The following is an 18,057-nucleotide window of genomic DNA, read 5'->3' on the forward strand; positions in this document are numbered from 1 at the left end:
CAATTCTTAAACCTTTCGGGGTCTGATGCTGGGCAAGACGTGAAAACGATTTCGACTGCGGGCAGACCCAAGGAGACGAGCCAAGATGATACTGGATTTTTTCCGAAGCGCCGGATCGGCAGGGGCCGCGGACCGGGATGTGCCTGAGACCAAGGCCAGTGCCGCCGGGCCGGTGATGGCGTGGCACGGTGCGGGCCGCGTGGCCTGGAGCCCGCGCGATACCGTGACGCTGACGCGCACCGGGTTCAGCGGCAACCCGGTTGGGTTTCGCTGTGTCAAGATGCTGGCCGAGGCGGCAGCCGCGCTGCCATTGGTCTTGCAGGATGTCGAGCAACGCTATGCGCGCCATCCGCTGTTGGAACTGGTGCGCCGCCCCAACCCGGCGCAGGGCCGCGCCGAATGGCTGGAGGCGCTTTATGGTCAGCTTTTGCTGACTGGCAATGGCTATGTCGAGGCTGCGGGCGGCGGCGAGGGCAGTGTTCCAATGGAACTGCATGTGCTGCGCTCGGACCGGATGAGCGTGGTTCCGGGCGCGGATGGCTGGCCGGTGGGGTATGAATACACGGTCGGCGGGCGCAAGCATCGCTTTGATGTCAGTGCGGGGCATCCAGCGATCTGTCATCTGAAATCGTTTCACCCGCAAGATGACCATTACGGGCTTTCGGCTTTGCAGGCCGCCGCGCAGGCGGTGGATGTGCACAATTCCGCCAGCCGCTGGTCGAAAGCGCTATTGGACAATGCGGCGCGGCCCAGTGGTGCGATTGTCTACAAAGGGGCCGAGGGGCAGGGCAGCCTGAGCACTGATCACTATGATCGGTTGGTCAGCGAGATGGAAAGCCATCATCAGGGCGCGCGCAATGCTGGGCGTCCGATGCTGCTGGAAGGGGGGCTGGACTGGAAGCCGATGGGGTTTTCGCCCTCGGACATGGAGTTTCAGAAAACCAAGGAGGCCGCCGCGCGCGAGATCGCGCTGGCCTTTGGGGTGCCGCCGATGCTGTTGGGCATCCCGGGGGATGCGACCTATGCCAATTACGCCGAGGCCAACCGTGCATTTTACCGTCTGACGGTCTTGCCGCTGGTGGCACGAGTGACCGGGGCGTTGTCGGACTGGCTGTCGGGCTTTGCCGGTGACGTGCTGGAGCTGCGCCCCGATCTCGATCAGGTGCCGGCGCTATCGGCCGAACGCGATGCCCAATGGGCGCGTGTGGCCGGGGCTGATTTCCTGAGTCCGGCGGAAAAGCGGGCCTTGCTGGGGCTGCCCGCGCTGGAGGCGGAGGATGGCTGAGCGTGACCCCGGTGAGCGCTATGGGTTTGAGCCGTTCGACTGTGCCCCGGCGCTGAGGCTTGAGGCGCATGAGCGGGTGGCGCGGTTGCAACATGATGCGTTGCTGCATCGGCTGCAAAAGATCGAAGAGGCGCTGGCGCAGCTAGAGCGGCGGTTGTGGCTGGCGGTCTACGGCGTGATGGCGGCCATTCTGGCACAGGCGTTTCAGCCCCTTTTGGCGGCAATGCCCTAAGGCGGGTGATAGGTGAAAGGATGAAGGTGATGGATATGGATTGCGGGCTGGAACACAAGTTCTGCCGAGGGGCTGACGATCTGGTCGTAACCGATGGCACGGTGATCGAAGGTTATGCCAGCCTGTTCGACAATCGCGACCGGGGCGGCGATATCGTCGCCAAGGGCGCTTATGCGGCCAGCCTCAAGCGGCTGGCGCAAGAGGGGCGCGGCGTTAAGATGCTGTGGCAGCACGACCCGGGCCAGCCCATTGGCGTATGGGACGAGGTGCGTGAAGATGCGCGGGGCCTTTATGTCAAAGGTCGTCTGCTGGACGGCGTGGCGCGCGCGCGTGAGGCGGCGGCGCTGATTGCGGCCGGGGCGATTGACGGGCTGAGCATCGGCTATCGCACCGTGCGGGCGGCAAAGAACGACAGGGGCCGCAGGCTCTTGCAGGAACTGGAGCTGTGGGAGGTGTCGCTGGTGACCTTCCCGATGTTGCCCAGTGCGCGGGTGGGGGCCAAGGGCGATACGCTGGATGGCCATGACCTGCGTGATCTGGCGGCGGTCTTTGAGGGCGCCCGCCGGGAGTTGGCGCAATCCTGACAGAAATACGCGCCGCACACCGACCTTAACCAAACGGGATCAAACGATGAGCACAACCGAGGCACAGTCTCGGACCGGGGAAGATTTGTCTCCGGTGGCCGAGATGAAAACCGCCGTGGCGGGTTTCATGAGCGACTTCAAGGGCTTTCGGGCCGACATTCTGGAACGACTTCAACAACAGGACGACAAGATGACCAAGATTGAACGCAAATCCATGGGGCTTGCACGCCCGGCATTGTCCACCGCTGACGCAACCCGCGTCGAGGCTGGCGCGCCCCACATCAAGGCTTTTGACGCGTATTTGCGCAGTGGCGATGACGATGGCCTGCGTGGGCTGGAGTTGGAAGGCAAAGCCATGAGCAGCGCCGTTGCGGGCGATGGTGGCTATCTGGTCGATCCGCAAACCGCTGACACGGTCAAATCGGTGCTGGCGTCGACCGCGTCGATCCGCGCGATTGCCAATGTGGTGCAGGTCGAGGCCACGTCTTATGACGTGCTCATCGACCATTCGGATGTGGGCCACGGCTGGGCCACCGAAACCGATCCCACCACTGAAACCGGCACCCCGGCCATTGATCGTATCACCATTGCCCTGCACGAGTTGAGCGCGCTGCCGAAAGCCAGCCAGCGCCTGCTGGATGACAGCGCGTTTGATATCGAGGGCTGGCTGGCAGGTCGGATTGCCGACAAGTTCGCCCGCGCCGAGGCAGCGGCGTTCATTTCGGGCGATGGCATTGACAAGCCCAAGGGCTTTTTGACCCATCCGACGGTTGATCACGATGTCTGGACCTGGGGCAATCTGGGCTACGTGCCCACGGGCGTTGACGGGGATTTCGGTGGCGCGGATGCGATCATTGATCTGGTCTATGCGCTGGGCGCGCAATACCGCGCCAAAGCGGCTTTTGTGATGAACTCAAAAACCGCCGGTGCGGTGCGCAAGCTGAAGGACAATGACGGGCGGTTCCTGTGGTCCGATGGTCTGGCCGCCGCCGAGCCTGCGCGCTTGATGGGCTATCCGGTGCTGATCGCCGAGGACATGCCCGACATCGCCACCGGGGCCGATGCCATCGCCTTTGGCGATTTCAGTGCGGGCTATACCGTGGCCGAACGCCCCGATCTGCGCGTACTGCGCGATCCGTTCAGCGCCAAGCCGCATGTGCTGTTCTACGCCACCAAGCGCGTGGGCGGCGACGTCAGCGATTTTGCCGCGATCAAACTGCTGAAATTCGCCGTCTCGTAAGGGATGTGCGGATGGGGCGGGCGCGCGATGCCCCGCCCCAAGGCGCGCGCCGGTTGACCCAATCGCGTTGTCCAGCTGCTCCCCTCCGACCGAGCAACGCGGGGCGCGGCGCGCGCCTGACCAGAACCACCGGAGGGGTCCGGGATTTGTGGAGAGCATCCATGATGTTGATCGAAGAAACCGCTGTGCCGCAGAGCGCATTGCCACTGGCGCAATTCAGGGCGCATTTGCGGTTGGGTACGGGGTTTGCCGACGACGGCATTCAGGACCCCGTTTTGGAAAGTTTCCTGCGCGCGGCCATGGCGGCCATTGAGGCGCGCACTGGTAAGGTGCTGATCCGGCGTGCGTTTTCATGGACGTTGACCCGCTGGCGCGATCCGGCGGTGCAGGCTTTGCCGGTGGCCCCGGTGACGCAGATCACGCGGTTGGTGCTGCGCGACCGGGGCGAAGGCGAAGAAGTGATCGCGCCGGATTTTTATACGCTTGAGACCGATATGCAGCGGCCTGTGATCCGGCCCAAGGGGGCGGTGCTGCCCTACATTCCTTCGGGTGGCACGGCGGAAATCGTGTTTGATGCAGGCTATGCCGACAATTGGGGCGGCTTGCCCGCTGATCTGGCGCAAGCGGTTTTGTTGCTGGCCGCGCATTACTACGAATACCGCGAGGAGACCGCGCTTGGCGATGGTTGCATGCCGTTTGGCGTGACCGCCTTGATCGAGCGCTATCGCACGGTACGCCTGTTTGCAGGGGGCCGGGCATGAGTGGCCGCATCCATCTGGCCCGTCGCTTGATGCTGGAAGAAGCTGTGCGCGCACCTGACGGCGCCGGTGGGTTTTCCGAGCAGTGGCAGGCACTTGGCAGTTTTTGGGGCGAGGTGGTGCCGCGTGCCGGACGCGAACGCGGTGGCGAGGCTGTCAGCCTGTCGACCACCAAATTTCGTATCACCGTGCGCGCCGCGCCGCAGGGGGCGCCGTCGCGGCCCCGCGCAGGTCAGCGGTTTCGCGACGATACGCGGCTGTTTCGGATCGAAGCAGTGACCGAACGCGATGCGCAGGCACGGTTTCTGACCTGTTTCGCAACCGAGGAGGTGGTGCCATGAGCTACGCGGCAGCGGCGGCCCTGCAAGAGGCGGTTTTCCAGAGGTTGGCCAGCGATACAGACTTGGCGGCGCTGGTGGGCGGGGCGATCTATGACACGGTCCCGGCGGGCAGTTTGCCAGAAACCTATGTGACCCTTGGCCCCGAAGACGTGCGCGCCCGCAGTGACGGCAGCGGCGGTGGCGCGTGGCATCGCTTTGCGGTGTCGGTGATCACCAGTGCGGCGGGCTTTCACGCCGCCAAACAGGTGGCGGCCACGATCAGCGAGGCCTTGACTGATGCGGATTTGCCCCTTGGGCACGGCCATCTGGTGGCCTTGCATTTCTACCGCGCGCGGGCTCGGCGGGAAGGCACCGGCGCGCAGCGTCGGATCGACCTGACCTTTCGGGCGCGGACGCAAGACACTCTTTAACCCACTGAACAAGCGGAGAAACGATATGGCGGTTCAGAACGGCAAAGACCTGTTGGTCAAGATTGACCTGACGGGTGACAGCAATTTCCAGACGGTGGCGGGGCTGCGCGCCACGCGTATCAGCTTCAACGCCGAAAGCGTTGATGTGACCAGCCTTGAATCGGCGGGCGGCTGGCGCGAATTGCTGAAAGGCGCGGGCGTAAAATCGGCGGCGATCAGCGGCTCTGGCATTTTTCGCGATGCGGCCAGCGACGCCCGTGCGCGGCAAATCTTTTTTGACGGCGAAGTGCCGGAGTTTCAGGTGGTCATCCCGGATTTCGGGGCGGTCGAAGGGCCGTTTCAACTGACCGCGATCGAATATGCGGGCACCCATGATGGTGAGGCGACCTATGAGCTGTCCTTGGCTTCGGCGGGGCAGTTGACCTTTACGGCGGTGGCGTAAGGCGATGGCGAACCCTTGGGCAGGCGAGGTGGCGCTGGTGATCGACGGGCAGCGCCATGTTCTGAAGCTGACATTGGGCGCGCTGGCGGAATTGGAGGCTGGGCTTGAGACCGGCACGCTGGTTGATCTGGTGGAGCGGTTCGAAAGTGGCCGCTTCGCCAGCCGTGATGTGCTGCGTCTGATCGTGGCGGGGCTGCGCGGCGGCGGCTGGCGCGGGCAAGCCAACGATCTGATCACTGCGGAGATTGAGGGCGGCCCGATGGGGGCGGCCCGCGCGGCGGCTGAGTTGCTGGCGCGGGCCTTTATGGCACCGGGTGTCAGCGAATGAGCGGCCCGGTGGACTGGCCTACATTGATGCGCGCGGGCCTGCGGGGGCTGGGCCTGCGCCCGGCAGAGTTCTGGGCGCTGACCCCGGCCGAGCTGGAGCTGATGCTGGGCCAGCAGGCCGGTGTCGCGCCGCTGAAACGCGAACGGCTGGACGCATTGCTGTCTGCCCATCCCGACGGCGCACAAGCACGAAAGGAGTGTGACGGTGGAACAATTGGATGATCTCGATGCGCAGGTTGAGGCGCTGGACGACAACCTTGGACAAGCCGCCGGCATGGCGGCGGCGTTCAACGGCGAATTGGCGCGGGTGCGCGCGGGCTTTGCCGAGGCGGGGCAGGACGTTGCCACGCTGGAGCGGGGGATGAGCCGTGGTCTGAGCCGGGCGATCCGCGGGCTGGTGGTGCAAGGCGACAGCCTGAGCGAAGCCTTGGACAAGATGGCCAACACCATGATCAACGCGGCCTTCAATGCGGCAGTCAAGCCGGTGAGCAACCATTTCGGCGGCTTGCTGGCCGAAGGGGTGGGCAACCTGATGTCGGGGCTTTTGCCGTTTGAGAAGGGCGGCAGCTTTGCCCAAGGGCGGGTGCAGCCCTTTGCAAACGGCGGGATTGTCAGCAGGCCCGTCACATTTCCGATGCGCGGTGGCATGGGATTGATGGGCGAGGCCGGGCCAGAGGCGATCATGCCGCTGTCGCGTGGCCCCGACGGCAAGCTGGGGGTGCAGGCGCGCGGGGGCGGGGCGCCGGTGAATGTTGTGATGAACATTCACACGCCCGACACCGAGGGGTTTCGCCGCTCGAAGGGGCAGATCGCTGCCGAGTTGGGCCGCGTCATCGGGCGCGGCGGGCGCAATCGCTAAGGCAAAGGGGAACCAGACATGGCATTTCACGAGATACGCTTTCCCACCAGCCTCAGCTTTGGCTCGGTCGGGGGGCCGGAACGGCACAGCGATGTGGTCACGCTGGCCAATGGCCATGAAGAGCGCAACACGCCGTGGCGGCATTCGCGGCGGCGCTATGATGCAGGTGTGGCGATGCGCAGCCTTGATGACATTGAAACGCTGATCGCCTTTTTCGAGGCACGGCAGGGGCAGATCCATGGCTTTCGCTGGAAGGACTGGACCGATTACAAATCCTGTGGTGCGCGCGCCGAGCCGGGGATCGGGGATCAGGTGATCGCCAATGGCGACGACACGACGGCGGTTTTTCAATTGGTCAAAACCTACCGATCGGGGGGCCAAAGCTATGTCCGGCCGATCTCTAAGCCGGTGGAGGGCACGGTGCGCATCGGGCTGGATGGCACGGCGCAGCAGGATGGTGTTCATTATACGGTGGACGACACCACGGGTTTGGTCAGTTTTGTGCATCCGCCTGATGCGGGGGTCGAGATTACGGCAGGTTATGAATTTGACGTGCCTGTGCGGTTCGACACCGACCGCATCCAGACCAGCCTTGCGAGTTTTCAGGCTGGCGACGTGCCCAATGTTCCGATCATCGAGGTGCGGGCATGAGCGGGCTGAACGCGGGCCTGAAGGCGCATCTGGAAAGCGGTATCACCACGGTTTGCCGCTGTTGGGCGGTCACGCGCCGTGATGGCGTAGTGATGGGGTTTACCGATCACGATTGCGGGTTGGCCTTCGATGACATCCAATTCAAGGCCGATACCGGGCTGAGCGCACTGGCCTTGCAACAAAGCACTGGCCTGTCGGTGGACAATACCGAGGCGCTTGGGGCGCTGAGCGATGCCGCGATCCGTGAGGATGACATCGAGGCCGGTCGTTTTGACGGGGCCGAGGTGCGCGCTTGGCTGGTCAATTGGGCCGATGTCAGCCAGCGGCAGTTGCAGTTTCGCGGCAGTATCGGAGAGCTGCGCCGCGCCGGTGGCGCGTTTGAGGCCGAGTTGCGCGGCCTGACGGACGTTTTGAACGTGCCTTTGGGCCGGGTCTATCAGAAACCGTGCAGTGCGGTTTTGGGTGACCGGACCTGTGGGTTTGAGACGCAAACGCCGGGCTATTTCGCTGATCTGGTGGTCGAGAAGGTCGAGGACCGGCGCGTGTTCCGCTTTGCAGGACTGGATGGATTTGATGCCGGATGGTTCCGCCACGGTCTGTTGCGTATGCAAAGCGGGGCCGCCGATGGCCTGCGCGGCGCGATCAAGCGCGACGTTTTTGATGGCTCCGCGCGGGTGATTGAGCTTTGGCATCCTTTGCGCGCAGAGATTGCGCCCGGGGATCAGCTGCGCCTGACGGCGGGTTGTGACAAGCGCATGGAAACCTGCCGCCTGAAATTTCAAAACCTGCCGAACTTTCAAGGCTTTCCCGATATTCCCGGCGATGATTGGTCAATCACCGACCCGGCGCGCGCTGGCAGCCTGACAGGCCGGAGCCGCCGAGGATGAGCACACATTCAGACCGCATTGTCACCGCCGCGCGCGGCTGGATTGGCACGCCATATCGCCATCAGGCCAGTTGCCGGGGCGCGGGCACCGATTGTCTGGGCCTGCTCCGGGGCGTCTGGCGCGAGGTGCTGGGCCATGAGCCCGAACGCCCGCCTGCCTATAGCATGGACTGGTCCGAGCCGTCGCGCGACGAGGTTCTGTGGCGCGCCGCGCAAAGGCATTTGCAGCCCAAGCCGGTCAACAATGCCGCACCGGGCGATGTGTTGTTGTTTCGGATGCGTGACGGGGCAGTGGCCAAGCATCTGGGGGTCGCGGGCCGGGTCGGTGCAGCGGCCACATTCATTCACGCATATTCGGGTCACGCGGTGGTCGAAAGCCCCCTGACGCCGCCATGGGCGCGGCGCATCGTGGCCCGGTTTTCATTTCCCGAGGAGGGCTAGGTCATGGCAACGATACTTCTTTCAGCGGCGGGGGCGGCGATTGGCGGCTCGGTCGGCGGCACGGTTTTGGGCCTGTCTATGGGGGCAGCGGGCCGCTTTGCAGGGGCTGTCATCGGGCGCTCGATTGATCAGCGGTTGATGGGCCAAGGCTCGGAAACGGTGCATACAGGGCAGGTCAAGCGGTTGCGTCTGACTGGCGCGGGCGAGGGCGATGCGATTGCGCAGGTGTATGGGCGCATGCGCGTGTCGGGACAGGTGATCTGGGCGACAGAATTTCGCTAACAGGTGTTCATCTTTGCCGGAAGCGGCGGCGGCAAGGGCGCGCGCCCGCCACAGCCGACACAAATAGTGCATCGCTATTCCGTGTCCTTGGCCATTGCGCTTTGTGAGGGCGAGATTTCGCATGTTGGCCGGGTCTGGGCCGACGGGCAAGAGATCGCGCGCGACAAGCTGTCGATGCGGGTGTATCGCGGCACCGCTGATCAGATGCCCGACCCCAAGATCGAAGCCGTTGAAGGGGCTGGCCGGGTGCCTGCCTATCGCGGCACGGCCTATGTTGTGATCGAGGATCTGGCGCTGGCGCAGTTCGGCAACCGTGTGCCGCAATTCACCTTCGAGGTGATGCGCCCCGCGCAACCCGGCCAGCCGGGGGCCGAATTGGACCCACCGCAGGCGATGCGTGGTGTCGCACTGTTGCCCGGCAGCGGGGAATACGCCCTTGCCCCCGAGCCTGTGCGCATGACCTACGGATTCTGGTCGCAGGGGCTGGTCAATGTGAATTCCCCGTCGGGCAAGGCCGATTTCGCAACCTCGCTTGAAAGCCTGATCGGTGAATTGCCAGCCTGCCGGACCGTGTCGCTGATCGTCAGTTGGTTTGGTGACGATCTACGCTGTGGCACGTGTGATATTCGGCCCAAGGTCGAACAAAAGCGGTATGATGCCTCGAACATGCCGTGGATGGCCGGTGGCCTGACGCGGCAGCAGGCGCGCACTGTGCCTTTGGACAACGAGGGCCGACAGGTTTACGGCGGCACGCCTGCGGATCTGTCGGTTGTGCAGGCCATCGAGGCGTTGAAAGACGCGGGCCAAGACGTGATGTATTACCCCTTTATCTTGATGGATCAGATGCCGGGCAACGGGTTGGCGGACCCCTATAGCGATGCGGGCGAACAGCCGGTTTTGCCATGGCGTGGGCGGATCACCACTTCGGTCGCGCCGGGGCAGCCGGGCAGCCCCGACGGCACCGCCGCTGCCGAGGCCGAAGTGGCGGCGTTCTTTGGCACCGCCAGTGCCGCGGATTTCCAGATCGGACAAGAGGCGGACAACGCGGGAGATTTGGCCGACACCAGCCCTCAGGGCTTGATCTACGGCCTGTCGCGCCCGGCCAGCAGCCCTGTGCGCTATGAAGGCCCGGAGGAGTGGGGCTATCGCCGGTTCATTCTTCATCAGGCGGCGCTGTGCGCGGCGGCGGGCGGGGTCGAAAGCTTCTGTATCGGCTCGGAAATGCGCGGGCTGACGCAGATTCGTGGCGCGGACAACAGTTTTCCGGCGGTCGCACACCTGATTGATCTGGCCGCCGAGGTGCGCGCGCTGTTGGGGCCCGATGTCAAGATCGGCTACGCCGCCGATTGGAGTGAATATTTCGGCTTTCAGCCCGGCAATGGCGACCGGTTCTTTCACCTTGATCCGCTATGGGGCGATGACAATATCGATTTCATCGGGATCGACAATTACATGCCGCTTTCGGATTGGCGCGAGGGTCATGATCATCGCGACGCGCAGGACTACGCGTCGATCTACGATCTGGACTATCTGCAATCCAATATCGAAGGCGGCGAAGGCTACGACTGGTTTTATCACTCACCCGAGGCGCGGGCTGCGCAAATTCGCACCCCGATTAGCGACGACGCGCATAACGAGCCGTGGATTTGGCGATTCAAGGACATTCGCAACTGGTGGGTGAACTGGCATCACGACCGGGTGGATGGCGTGCGGAGTGACACGCCCACCGGCTGGGTGCCGCGCTCCAAGCCGATCCGCTTTACCGAATACGGCTGCGCGGCGGTGGACAAGGGCAGCAACCAACCGAACAAGTTTTTGGATGCCAAATCGTCCGAATCCAGCCTGCCGCGCTATTCAACCGGGCGGCAGGACGAGTTGATGCAGTTGCAATATCTGCGCGCCATGGCCGGCTATTGGACCGATCCGGCGCATAATCCGCTGTCTGACGAATACAGTGGCCCGATGCTGGATTGGGATCATAGCTGTGCCTGGGCGTGGGATGCGCGGCCTTACCCGTTCTTTCCCAACAACCGTGGCCTTTGGAGCGATGGCGACAATTACGGTCGCGGGCATTGGCTGAACGGGCGTGTATGCGCGCGCACGCTGGCCTCGGTCGTTGATGAGGTCACGGCGCGCGCGGGGCTGGACCCTAAGGTGACGGATAGCAGCGCGCTGCATGGTCATCTACGCGGCTATCTGGTGGATCAGGTCGAAGAGGCGCGCGGTGCCTTGCAGCCCTTGATGCTGCGCTATGGGTTTGACGCCCTCGAACGCGATGGCCTTTTGACCTTTCGGATGCGCGATGGCCGAACCGATCATGTTCTTGATCCCGAATGGCTTGTGCGCGATGCGGATTTGGATGGGGTGATCGAAAAGACCCGCGGAAACAACGCCGAACTGGCCGGGCGTGTGCGCCTGCGCTTTGTTGAAGCGGGTGCCGATTTCGAGGTGATTGCCGAAGAAGCCGTATTGCCAGATGACGCCACCCATGCGGTGGCCACATCGGAAATGCCGCTGCTGATGGCGCGCGGCGAGGGACGGCAGACCGTCGAACGCTGGCTGTCCGAGGCGCGTGTTTCGAGCGATACTGTGCGCCTTGCGCTGCCGCTGTCCAAACTGGCTGCCGGGGCCGGAGACGTGATTGCACTACCCGAGCACGGTGGCCACGGGCTGTTTCGCATCGACCGGGTCGAACAACTGGCGCAGACCCAAAGGGTCGAGGCCGTGCGGATCGAGCCGGAAACCTACCGCCCGACCGATCTTGAAGATTTGCCCACACAAATACGTGCGTTTACCGCGCCTGTGCCGGTTGCGCCCGTGTTCATGGATTTGCCCTTGATGACCGGCGAAGAGGTGCCACATGCGCCGCATATCGCGGTGACAGCCGACCCTTGGCCGGGCGGCGCGGCGGTTTATGGCTCGGACGAAGACGCCGATTACCAGCTCAACCGCCTGATCGAACAGCCCACGCCGATGGGCCGAACTGAAACCCCGCTGCGCGCCTCATGTTCTGGGCGGATCGACCGGGGCGAGGGGTTGGTGGTGCAAATGGCCGGGGGGCACGTTGAGCAGCGTCAGCACCGCAGCCTTTCTTGGGGGCGCGAACCTCTGTGCCATTGGCGATGGCACCCCCGATGGATGGGAGTTGTTTCAGTTCCGCGATGCGGAATTGGTTGGCCCGGATACCTATATTCTGCATCACCGCCTGCGCGGCCAATTGGGCACCGAGGCGGCGATGCGCGATGTCTGGCCTGTGGGGTCGATCCTTGTGCGGTTGGATGGCAGCGCGACGCAGATGGATTTGCCCGAGGTCAAGCGCGGGCTGGCGCGGTATTACCGCGTAGGGCCGGCTGATAGGCCGGTGGATGATCCGTCGTATCAGGCCACGCAAGTTGCGTTCGACGGTTTGGGTTTGCGGCCCTACGCACCGGTGCACTTGCGCCACAGACAGGCGCTGGACGGCGCGCGCCACCTCCAATGGGTGCGCCGCACCCGGATCGGCGGCGACCGTTGGGACACGCCCGAGGTGCCACTGGGCGAAGAGACCGAACGCTATGTCGTGCGCGTGATGCAAGGCACGGCCCTGCTGCGCGAGGAAATCACCAGTACCTCCGATTGGACCTATGACAGCGCGGCACAGGTCCAAGATGGCCTGTCTGGTCCGTTCACGGTGCAGGTGGCCCAAGTTTCGGCCCTATACGGCGCAGGCGTGTTCGTGCGGTTGGACGTGGCGGAATAGCCACGGTCACCCCGTCGCACACTCCACGCAACGGGTTGCTGCCGGGTCAAGTTCAAGTCGGCCCGGCGCAATCTCGTCGCCGCAATCCTCGCAGTAGCCGTATTCGCCCTCGTCCATACAGACGAGTGCGGCGGCCAAGCGTTTCCGTTCCACTTGCCTGCGGGCCTGTGTGGCCTTGGCCATGGCCTGATTTTGCAGGGCATCCTGACGGCTGAGGCGGCCAACGGCCTGTTGATCCAGCTCGACCGTGGCCTGTCCTGTTTCGCCCAATTGGTCCTCGGCGTTCAACTCGGCCAGCCGCATGTTGATCAAATCGCGAAATCGGACAAGGTTTTCTTTATTCATCAGCCTGATCCTTTCGATCACAGCTTTGCGTTTTCTCTGGCTGTGCTATCTGCTACACTCAATCATCGAATTTGGGAGCATGCAAATGGCTGAAACCCGCGCAAAACTGGCCCAGCTTGACCCGGTTTGGGGCCGTATCCGCACAGAAGCCGAACAGGCAATCGACGACGAACCGCTGTTGGGCGGGGTGATTCACTCGTCGATTCTGCACCACAAAACGCTGGAATCGGCCTTGGCCTACAGGATTTCCCTGAAACTCGCCTCGACCGAGATGCCCGAGCAGATCCTGCGTGAGATTTGTGATGAGGCACATGCCGCTGACCCGTCGCTGGCGATGGCCGCGCGCGCCGATATCGTGGCGGTGCATGACCGTGACCCGGCTTGCGACCGGTTTATCCAGCCGATGCTGTTTTTCAAAGGCTTTCAGGCCATTCAGGCCTACCGTATCGCGAACTGGCTGTGGCGTGAGGGGCGGCGCGACATGGCGCGGTTCGTTCAGATGCGCTCATCCGAGACTTTTGGCGTTGATATTCACCCGGCTGCCACGATCGGCAAAGGGATCATGATCGACCATGCCCACTCCATCGTGATTGGTGAAACGGCGACCGTGGGCGACAACGTGTCGATGCTGCATTCGGTCACTCTGGGTGGCACCGGCAAGGAAGAAGAGGATCGTCACCCCAAGATCGGCAACGGTGTTCTGATCGGGGCAGGGGCCAAGGTGCTGGGCAATATCCGTGTGGGAAACTGCTCGCGCGTTGCTGCGGGCTCGGTCGTGCTGCAAGAGGTGCCACCATGCAAAACCGTGGCGGGCGTTCCGGCCAAGATCGTCGGCGAAGCGGGCTGCGATCAGCCCTCGGTCAGCATGGATCAGTTGTTGGGCACCAAGGGGTCGGACTGAAATATCTATCGAACCAACGTTCATGCGTTACATGAAAAAGCCCCGCCAACATATTGTTGTGCGGGGCTTTTGTTCTTTTGCGCTTAGGCCAGCATGACCATCGGGTTTTCCAGGTTCTCGACAATCTGTTTCAGCAATTCGGCCCCAAGCGCACCGTCGATCACCCGGTGATCGACGCTGAGCGTGACCGACATCACCGTGGCCACGGACAGCTCGCCATCCTTGCCGACAACCGGTTTTTTCACGCCTGCACCCACGGCCAGAATGGCGCCGTGTGGTGGGTTGATCACCGCATCGAAATTGTCGATCCCGAACATCCCAAGGTTGGAAATCGCAAACGTGCCGCCCTGATATTCTTCGGGCGACAGCTTGCGATCCCGCGCGCGGCTGGCCAGATCCTTCATCTCGGATGACAGGGCCGAAAGCGATTTCATCTCGGCGTCTTTCAGAACGGGTGTGAACAACCCGCCTTCAATTGCCACAGCCACCGCCACATCCGATGGTTTGAGCTGCAACACCTTGTCACCGGCCCAAACGGCATTGGCAGCAGGAACTGCCTGCAAGGCCAAGGCGCAGGCTTTGATGATGAAATCATTGACCGACAGTTTCACGCCGCGGCCTTCAAGCTGCTTGTTCAGATCGCCGCGGAATTTCAACAGCGCGTCCAGCTGGATATCGCGCCGCAGGTAGAAATGCGGCACGGTCTGCTTGGCTTCGGTCAGGCGCGCGGCAATCGTCTTGCGCATGCCGTCCAGCTTGATTTCCTCGTAGTCGCGGTCTTTGTACATCGCGGCAATGGCATCGCCTGACGGGCCGGCTGGCACAGGGGCCGGGGCCTTGGCCGCCTCGGCCGATGCCTCGGACTTGGCCGGGGCCGCGCCCGCCTTGGCGCTTTCCACATCCGCCTTGACGATCCGGCCATGCGGGCCCGAGCCGGTGATCTGAGTCAGGTCCAACCCTTTGTCGGCGGCAATCCGGCGGGCCAGCGGCGAGGCGAAAATGCGCGCGCCGCTGTCGTCCTTGGGTGCGGCGGGGGCGGCTTGGGCCGTGCCCTCGTCAGCCTCTTGCGAGGCTGTCTCGGGCGGGGTCTCATCGCTTTCGGATTTTGCCTTAGGGGCCGGGGCGCTGCCCGTATCACCGATGTCATCGGCGCTTTCGCCCTCTTCCAGCAGCACGGCAATCGGCGTGTTCACTTTCACACCTTCGCTGCCTTCGCTTACCAATATCTTGCCGATGGTGCCTTCGTCCACGGCTTCGAATTCCATGGTGGCCTTGTCGGTTTCTATCTCGGCCAGCAGATCGCCGGAATTGACGGTATCGCCTTCCTTGACCAGCCACTTGGCAAGCGTGCCCTCTTCCATGGTGGGGGACAGGGCGGGCATGAGAATTTCAGTTGGCATCGTCCATGTCTCCTTAGCGGTAGGTCACTTTGCGCACGGCCTCAATCACCTCGTCGGTTGAGGTCAGCGCCAGTTTCTCAAGGTTGGCGGCATAGGGCATCGGCACGTCCTTGCCGGTGCAATTGATCACCGGGGCATCGAGATAATCAAACGCGCGCTCCATCAGCACCGCCGAAATGTGGTTGCCGATCGAGGCCACGGGCCAGCCTTCTTCGACCGTCACGCAGCGGTTGGTTTTCATCACCGACGCGATCACCGTGTCATGGTCCATCGGGCGCAATGTGCGTAGGTCGATCACTTCGGCGTCAATGCCATCTTCGGCCAGCTTTTCGGCGGCCTCCAAGGCATAGGTCATGCCGATGCCAAAGCTGACGATGGTCACATCGCTGCCGTCGCGGGCGATGCGCGCCTTGCCGAAGGGGATGGTGAAATCGTCCAGCACCGGCACCTCGAAGGATTTGCCGTAGAGGATTTCGTTTTCCAGAAACACCACCGGGTTGGGATCGCGAATGGCGCTTTTCAACAGGCCCTTGGCGTCGGCGGCTGAATAGGGCTGCACCACTTTCAGGCCGGGCACCTGCGCATACCACGCGGCATAGTCTTGGCTGTGCTGCGCGCCCACGCGGGCGGCGGCACCGTTCGGGCCACGGAACACGATGGGGCTGCCCATCTGCCCGCCCGACATATAAAGGGTCTTGGCTGCCGAGTTGATGATCTGGTCAATCGCCTGCATGGCGAAATTCCATGTCATGAATTCGACAATCGGGCGCAGCCCGCCCCACGAGGCCCCAACACCGATCCCGGCAAAGCCGTGTTCGGTGATCGGGGTGTCGATCACGCGTTTCGCGCCGAACTCGTCCAACAGACCTTGGGTGATCTTGTAGGCGCCTTCGTATTCGGCCACCTCTTCACCCATGATGAACACGGTCTGGTCGCCGCGCATTTCCTCGGCGATGGCCGCATTGATGGCCTCGCGCACGGTCTGCTTCTTGGTCTCTGTGCCTTCGGGCCAATCGGGGCTTTGATCGGGCTTGGGCGCGTCGGGGGCCTTGGCGGTGGCCGGGGCAGCTTTGGGTGCGCTATCGGCGGCGTCAGACTCGCTTGCCGTGTCGGCCTGTGGGGCAGGGGCGTTGCTGGTGGCACTGTCGATGTCGTCGGCGCTTTCGCCTTCTTCCAGCAGTACCGCAATCGGCGTGTTCACCTTCACGCCTTCGGCGCCTTCTTCGATCAAGATCTTGCCGATCGTGCCTTCGTCGACCGCCTCGAATTCCATCGTGGCCTTGTCGGTTTCAATCTCGGCGATGATATCGCCGCTGGACACCTCGTCACCTTCTTTGACCAGCCATTTGGCCAGCGTGCCTTCTTCCATAGTGGGCGAGAGGGCGGGCATCAGAATTTCGGTTGCCATTGTCGTCTCTCCTGCTCAGGCGTTCTGGGGGGCGATGTCGGTGTAAATATCGGTCCACAGCTCGGCCTCGGCAGGCTCGGCGCTGTCCTTCGAGAAATCGGCCGCATCGCTGACGATTCCCTTGATTTCCTTGTCGATGGCTTTGAGATCGTCTTCGGTGGCGTGTTTGCCCGACAACAGCAAATCGCGCACATGTTCGATGGCGTCTTTTTCTTCGCGCATCTTTTGCACTTCTTCTCGGGTCCGATACTTGGCCGGGTCCGACATCGAATGCCCGCGATAGCGATAGGTCTTGATTTCAAGGATATATGGCCCCTTGCCCGCGCGACAGTGCGCCACGGCCTTGTCGCCCGCTTCCTTGACGGCCAGAACATCCATCCCGTCAACCATATCGCCGGGGATGCCGAACGCTTCGCCCCGGTGATAAATATCCGGTGAGGACGTCGAGCGCTGCTGCGACGTGCCCATGGCGTATTGGTTGTTCTCGATCACGAAGACCACCGGCAAATCCCACAAGGCGGCCATGTTGAACGTCTCGTAAACTTGGCCCTGATTGGCCGCACCATCGCCGAAATAGGTGAAGGTCACGCGGTTGTTTTCCAGATACTTGTCGGCAAAGGCCAGACCCGCACCAAGCGGCACATTTGCACCCACGATCCCATGCCCGCCGTAGAAATCCTTCTCGGTCGAGAACATGTGCATCGAGCCGCCCTTGCCACGGCTATAGCCACCCTCGCGACCCGTCAGCTCGGCCATGACGCCCTTTGGGTCCATCCCACAGGCCAGCATATGCCCATGATCGCGATAGGTTGTGATCCGCTTGTCACCCTCTTCGGCGGCGGCCTCAAGCCCGACAACAACGGCTTCTTGTCCGATATAAAGGTGACAAAACCCACCGATCAGGCCCATGCCATACAACTGGCCGGCCTTTTCCTCGAATCGCCGGATCAACAGCATGTCGCGGTAATATGCCTTCAGCTCGTCAGCGGAAACATTTGGTTTCTTTGCGCTTTTTCGGGTGGTCATCTGTGGCCCGCTCCTCTGCTGCAAACTAGTTTAGCGTTAAACTAATTCATACAACAAAACCGCTTAGCATGCGAGGGTCAATTTTTCATGGCTTGGGACTCGGCGCTTGCGGGCCAACAATATCGCGCGGCGCGCGGTGACGCGCGACAAGCAGGAGTTACCGAATGACGATCTCGTCGGCGCGCAGCATCCCCAGCACATCGCGCGCCTGCTGGTCCAGCAAGTCCAGATCCAGATAGTCGTCTGACAGCCGCCGCGTCAGGTTTTCCATCCGTGCGACTTGCCCTTCCAACGCGTCTAGCTGCGCCTGCAGAGCGCGGGTCTCGCCTTCGATCTCGGCGCGCCGGAATAGACCGTAATCGCCTTGCACGGCGGCAAAGGTGAAATACAGCCCAAGGCCGAAGGCCACGGTGAAAAAGATCAAGACGCCCAAAGCGGGCCGGGTGCGACGGGTCATGGTGATGTCTGCTCTGCCTTACGGGCCGCCTCTTACCGGGCGG

Annotated in this window: 20 protein-coding genes and 1 pseudogene; 16 read left to right on the plus strand and 5 right to left on the minus strand. The window is 62.8% G+C overall.

All coding sequences use genetic code 11. The features are described from left to right. Positions 1-85: 85 nt before the first annotated feature. The 15 genes and pseudogenes from HAT86_RS03090 to HAT86_RS03160 all read left to right on the plus strand — a co-directional run bounded on the left by HAT86_RS03090 (position 86) and on the right by HAT86_RS03160 (position 12,477). The gene (locus HAT86_RS03090; RefSeq protein WP_167193287.1) at positions 86-1,285 is read left to right on the plus strand and encodes a phage portal protein; all 1,200 of its coding nucleotides are present in this window, start codon (positions 86-88) and stop codon (positions 1,283-1,285) included. Then, a complete protein-coding gene (locus tag HAT86_RS03095) occupies positions 1,278-1,517 on the plus strand; it encodes a GTA head formation protein, RCAP_rcc01685 family (RefSeq protein WP_167193288.1) in 240 nt (79 codons plus the stop codon). Before HAT86_RS03090 ends, HAT86_RS03095 begins: the two co-directional genes overlap by 8 nt. 29 nt (positions 1,518-1,546) lie before the next feature. Beyond that, on the plus strand, positions 1,547-2,101 hold the full coding sequence (locus HAT86_RS03100; protein ID WP_167193289.1) for an HK97 family phage prohead protease: 555 nt from the start codon (positions 1,547-1,549) through the stop codon (positions 2,099-2,101). Positions 2,102-2,147: 46 nt separating this feature from the next. Continuing rightward, complete coding sequence (locus tag HAT86_RS03105; protein ID WP_167193290.1) at positions 2,148-3,341, plus strand: phage major capsid protein; 1,194 nt, start codon at positions 2,148-2,150, stop codon at positions 3,339-3,341. A gap of 161 nt (positions 3,342-3,502) precedes the next feature. Next, positions 3,503-4,102 (plus strand): head-tail connector protein, encoded by a 600-nt coding sequence (locus HAT86_RS03110; protein WP_167193291.1) that lies wholly within the window; start codon positions 3,503-3,505, stop codon positions 4,100-4,102. Beyond that, positions 4,099-4,440 carry a head-tail adaptor protein gene (locus tag HAT86_RS03115; protein ID WP_167193292.1) on the plus strand — a complete coding sequence of 114 codons (342 nt, stop codon included), beginning with the start codon at positions 4,099-4,101 and terminating at the stop codon, positions 4,438-4,440. The genes HAT86_RS03110 and HAT86_RS03115 overlap by 4 nt, the downstream gene beginning before the upstream one ends. Then, positions 4,437-4,850, plus strand: coding sequence for a DUF3168 domain-containing protein (locus tag HAT86_RS03120; RefSeq protein WP_167193293.1), 414 nt, complete (start codon positions 4,437-4,439; stop codon positions 4,848-4,850). The genes HAT86_RS03115 and HAT86_RS03120 overlap by 4 nt, the downstream gene beginning before the upstream one ends. Positions 4,851-4,875: 25 nt before the next feature. Beyond that, entirely contained in the window at positions 4,876-5,292 is a 417-nt protein-coding gene (locus tag HAT86_RS03125; protein WP_167193294.1) for a phage major tail protein, TP901-1 family, read from the plus strand. A 4-nt stretch (positions 5,293-5,296) separates the two neighbouring features. Continuing rightward, entirely contained in the window at positions 5,297-5,620 is a 324-nt protein-coding gene (locus HAT86_RS03130) for a gene transfer agent family protein (RefSeq protein WP_167193295.1), read from the plus strand. Further along, entirely contained in the window at positions 5,617-5,841 is a 225-nt protein-coding gene (locus HAT86_RS03135) for a rcc01693 family protein (protein WP_167193298.1), read from the plus strand. The genes HAT86_RS03130 and HAT86_RS03135 overlap by 4 nt, the downstream gene beginning before the upstream one ends. A 52-nt stretch (positions 5,842-5,893) precedes the next feature. After that, a complete protein-coding gene (locus tag HAT86_RS03140) occupies positions 5,894-6,478 on the plus strand; it encodes a phage tail tape measure protein (protein WP_408014991.1) in 585 nt (194 codons plus the stop codon). A gap of 18 nt (positions 6,479-6,496) precedes the next feature. Next, positions 6,497-7,129 (plus strand): DUF2460 domain-containing protein, encoded by a 633-nt coding sequence (locus HAT86_RS03145; protein WP_167193301.1) that lies wholly within the window; start codon positions 6,497-6,499, stop codon positions 7,127-7,129. Next, positions 7,126-8,016: a DUF2163 domain-containing protein gene (locus HAT86_RS03150; RefSeq protein WP_167193304.1), complete on the plus strand. Its 891-nt coding sequence runs from the start codon at positions 7,126-7,128 to the stop codon at positions 8,014-8,016. Before HAT86_RS03145 ends, HAT86_RS03150 begins: the two co-directional genes overlap by 4 nt. Then, the gene (locus tag HAT86_RS03155; protein ID WP_167193306.1) at positions 8,013-8,456 is read left to right on the plus strand and encodes an NlpC/P60 family protein; all 444 of its coding nucleotides are present in this window, start codon (positions 8,013-8,015) and stop codon (positions 8,454-8,456) included. Before HAT86_RS03150 ends, HAT86_RS03155 begins: the two co-directional genes overlap by 4 nt. 3 nt (positions 8,457-8,459) lie before the next feature. Beyond that, positions 8,460-12,477, plus strand: a pseudogene (locus HAT86_RS03160) (baseplate multidomain protein megatron). A gap of 6 nt (positions 12,478-12,483) precedes the next feature. Here the strand turns inward: HAT86_RS03160 and HAT86_RS03165 are convergent. Next, a complete protein-coding gene (locus HAT86_RS03165) occupies positions 12,484-12,822 on the minus strand; it encodes a TraR/DksA family transcriptional regulator (RefSeq protein ID WP_167193308.1) in 339 nt (112 codons plus the stop codon). Between the two features lie 85 nt (positions 12,823-12,907). Between HAT86_RS03165 and cysE the strand changes: the two genes are divergently transcribed. Continuing rightward, positions 12,908-13,723 (plus strand): serine O-acetyltransferase, encoded by an 816-nt coding sequence (cysE, locus tag HAT86_RS03170; RefSeq protein WP_167193310.1) that lies wholly within the window; start codon positions 12,908-12,910, stop codon positions 13,721-13,723. 83 nt (positions 13,724-13,806) lie between these two features. On the opposite strand, the gene HAT86_RS03175 is transcribed toward cysE, so the two are convergent. From HAT86_RS03175 to HAT86_RS03190, 4 genes are all read right to left on the minus strand, one after another. Continuing rightward, positions 13,807-15,123, minus strand: coding sequence for a pyruvate dehydrogenase complex dihydrolipoamide acetyltransferase (locus tag HAT86_RS03175; RefSeq protein WP_167193313.1), 1,317 nt, complete (start codon positions 15,121-15,123; stop codon positions 13,807-13,809). Positions 15,124-15,136: 13 nt separating this feature from the next. Next, positions 15,137-16,531 (minus strand): pyruvate dehydrogenase complex E1 component subunit beta, encoded by a 1,395-nt coding sequence (locus HAT86_RS03180; RefSeq protein ID WP_167193315.1) that lies wholly within the window; start codon positions 16,529-16,531, stop codon positions 15,137-15,139. 15 nt (positions 16,532-16,546) lie between these two features. After that, positions 16,547-17,557, minus strand: a complete 1,011-nt coding sequence (gene pdhA / locus HAT86_RS03185) for a pyruvate dehydrogenase (acetyl-transferring) E1 component subunit alpha (RefSeq protein ID WP_167193317.1) — start codon at positions 17,555-17,557, stop codon at positions 16,547-16,549. A 157-nt stretch (positions 17,558-17,714) separates the two neighbouring features. Further along, entirely contained in the window at positions 17,715-18,014 is a 300-nt protein-coding gene (locus HAT86_RS03190) for an FtsB family cell division protein (protein ID WP_167193319.1), read from the minus strand. Between the last annotated feature and the right edge of the window lie 43 nt (positions 18,015-18,057).

The organism is Roseovarius gahaiensis (assembly GCF_011601345.1).
Classification (GTDB): Bacteria; Pseudomonadota; Alphaproteobacteria; order Rhodobacterales; family Rhodobacteraceae; genus Roseovarius; species Roseovarius gahaiensis.

Excerpts from the sequence above, each read along its gene's own strand:
- HAT86_RS03100 (WP_167193289.1), top strand. The coding sequence starts at position 1,547 with ATGGATATGGATTGCGGGCTGGAACACAAGTTCTGCCGAGGGGCTGAC.
- HAT86_RS03140 (WP_408014991.1), top strand. The coding sequence starts at position 5,894 with ATGGCGGCGGCGTTCAACGGCGAATTGGCGCGGGTGCGCGCGGGCTTT.
- HAT86_RS03130 (WP_167193295.1), top strand. The coding sequence starts at position 5,297 with ATGGCGAACCCTTGGGCAGGCGAGGTGGCGCTGGTGATCGACGGGCAG.
- HAT86_RS03190 (WP_167193319.1), bottom strand. The coding sequence starts at position 18,014 with ATGACCCGTCGCACCCGGCCCGCTTTGGGCGTCTTGATCTTTTTCACC.
- HAT86_RS03145 (WP_167193301.1), top strand. The coding sequence starts at position 6,497 with ATGGCATTTCACGAGATACGCTTTCCCACCAGCCTCAGCTTTGGCTCG.
- HAT86_RS03175 (WP_167193313.1), bottom strand. The coding sequence starts at position 15,123 with ATGCCAACTGAAATTCTCATGCCCGCCCTGTCCCCCACCATGGAAGAG.
- HAT86_RS03180 (WP_167193315.1), bottom strand. The coding sequence starts at position 16,531 with ATGGCAACCGAAATTCTGATGCCCGCCCTCTCGCCCACTATGGAAGAA.
- HAT86_RS03165 (WP_167193308.1), bottom strand. The coding sequence starts at position 12,822 with ATGAATAAAGAAAACCTTGTCCGATTTCGCGATTTGATCAACATGCGG.
- HAT86_RS03150 (WP_167193304.1), top strand. The coding sequence starts at position 7,126 with ATGAGCGGGCTGAACGCGGGCCTGAAGGCGCATCTGGAAAGCGGTATC.
- HAT86_RS03095 (WP_167193288.1), top strand. The coding sequence starts at position 1,278 with ATGGCTGAGCGTGACCCCGGTGAGCGCTATGGGTTTGAGCCGTTCGAC.
- HAT86_RS03090 (WP_167193287.1), top strand. The coding sequence starts at position 86 with ATGATACTGGATTTTTTCCGAAGCGCCGGATCGGCAGGGGCCGCGGAC.
- HAT86_RS03155 (WP_167193306.1), top strand. The coding sequence starts at position 8,013 with ATGAGCACACATTCAGACCGCATTGTCACCGCCGCGCGCGGCTGGATT.
- HAT86_RS03135 (WP_167193298.1), top strand. The coding sequence starts at position 5,617 with ATGAGCGGCCCGGTGGACTGGCCTACATTGATGCGCGCGGGCCTGCGG.
- cysE (WP_167193310.1), top strand. The coding sequence starts at position 12,908 with ATGGCTGAAACCCGCGCAAAACTGGCCCAGCTTGACCCGGTTTGGGGC.
- HAT86_RS03120 (WP_167193293.1), top strand. The coding sequence starts at position 4,437 with ATGAGCTACGCGGCAGCGGCGGCCCTGCAAGAGGCGGTTTTCCAGAGG.
- HAT86_RS03115 (WP_167193292.1), top strand. The coding sequence starts at position 4,099 with ATGAGTGGCCGCATCCATCTGGCCCGTCGCTTGATGCTGGAAGAAGCT.
- HAT86_RS03125 (WP_167193294.1), top strand. The coding sequence starts at position 4,876 with ATGGCGGTTCAGAACGGCAAAGACCTGTTGGTCAAGATTGACCTGACG.
- pdhA (WP_167193317.1), bottom strand. The coding sequence starts at position 17,557 with ATGACCACCCGAAAAAGCGCAAAGAAACCAAATGTTTCCGCTGACGAG.
- HAT86_RS03110 (WP_167193291.1), top strand. The coding sequence starts at position 3,503 with ATGATGTTGATCGAAGAAACCGCTGTGCCGCAGAGCGCATTGCCACTG.
- HAT86_RS03105 (WP_167193290.1), top strand. The coding sequence starts at position 2,148 with ATGAGCACAACCGAGGCACAGTCTCGGACCGGGGAAGATTTGTCTCCG.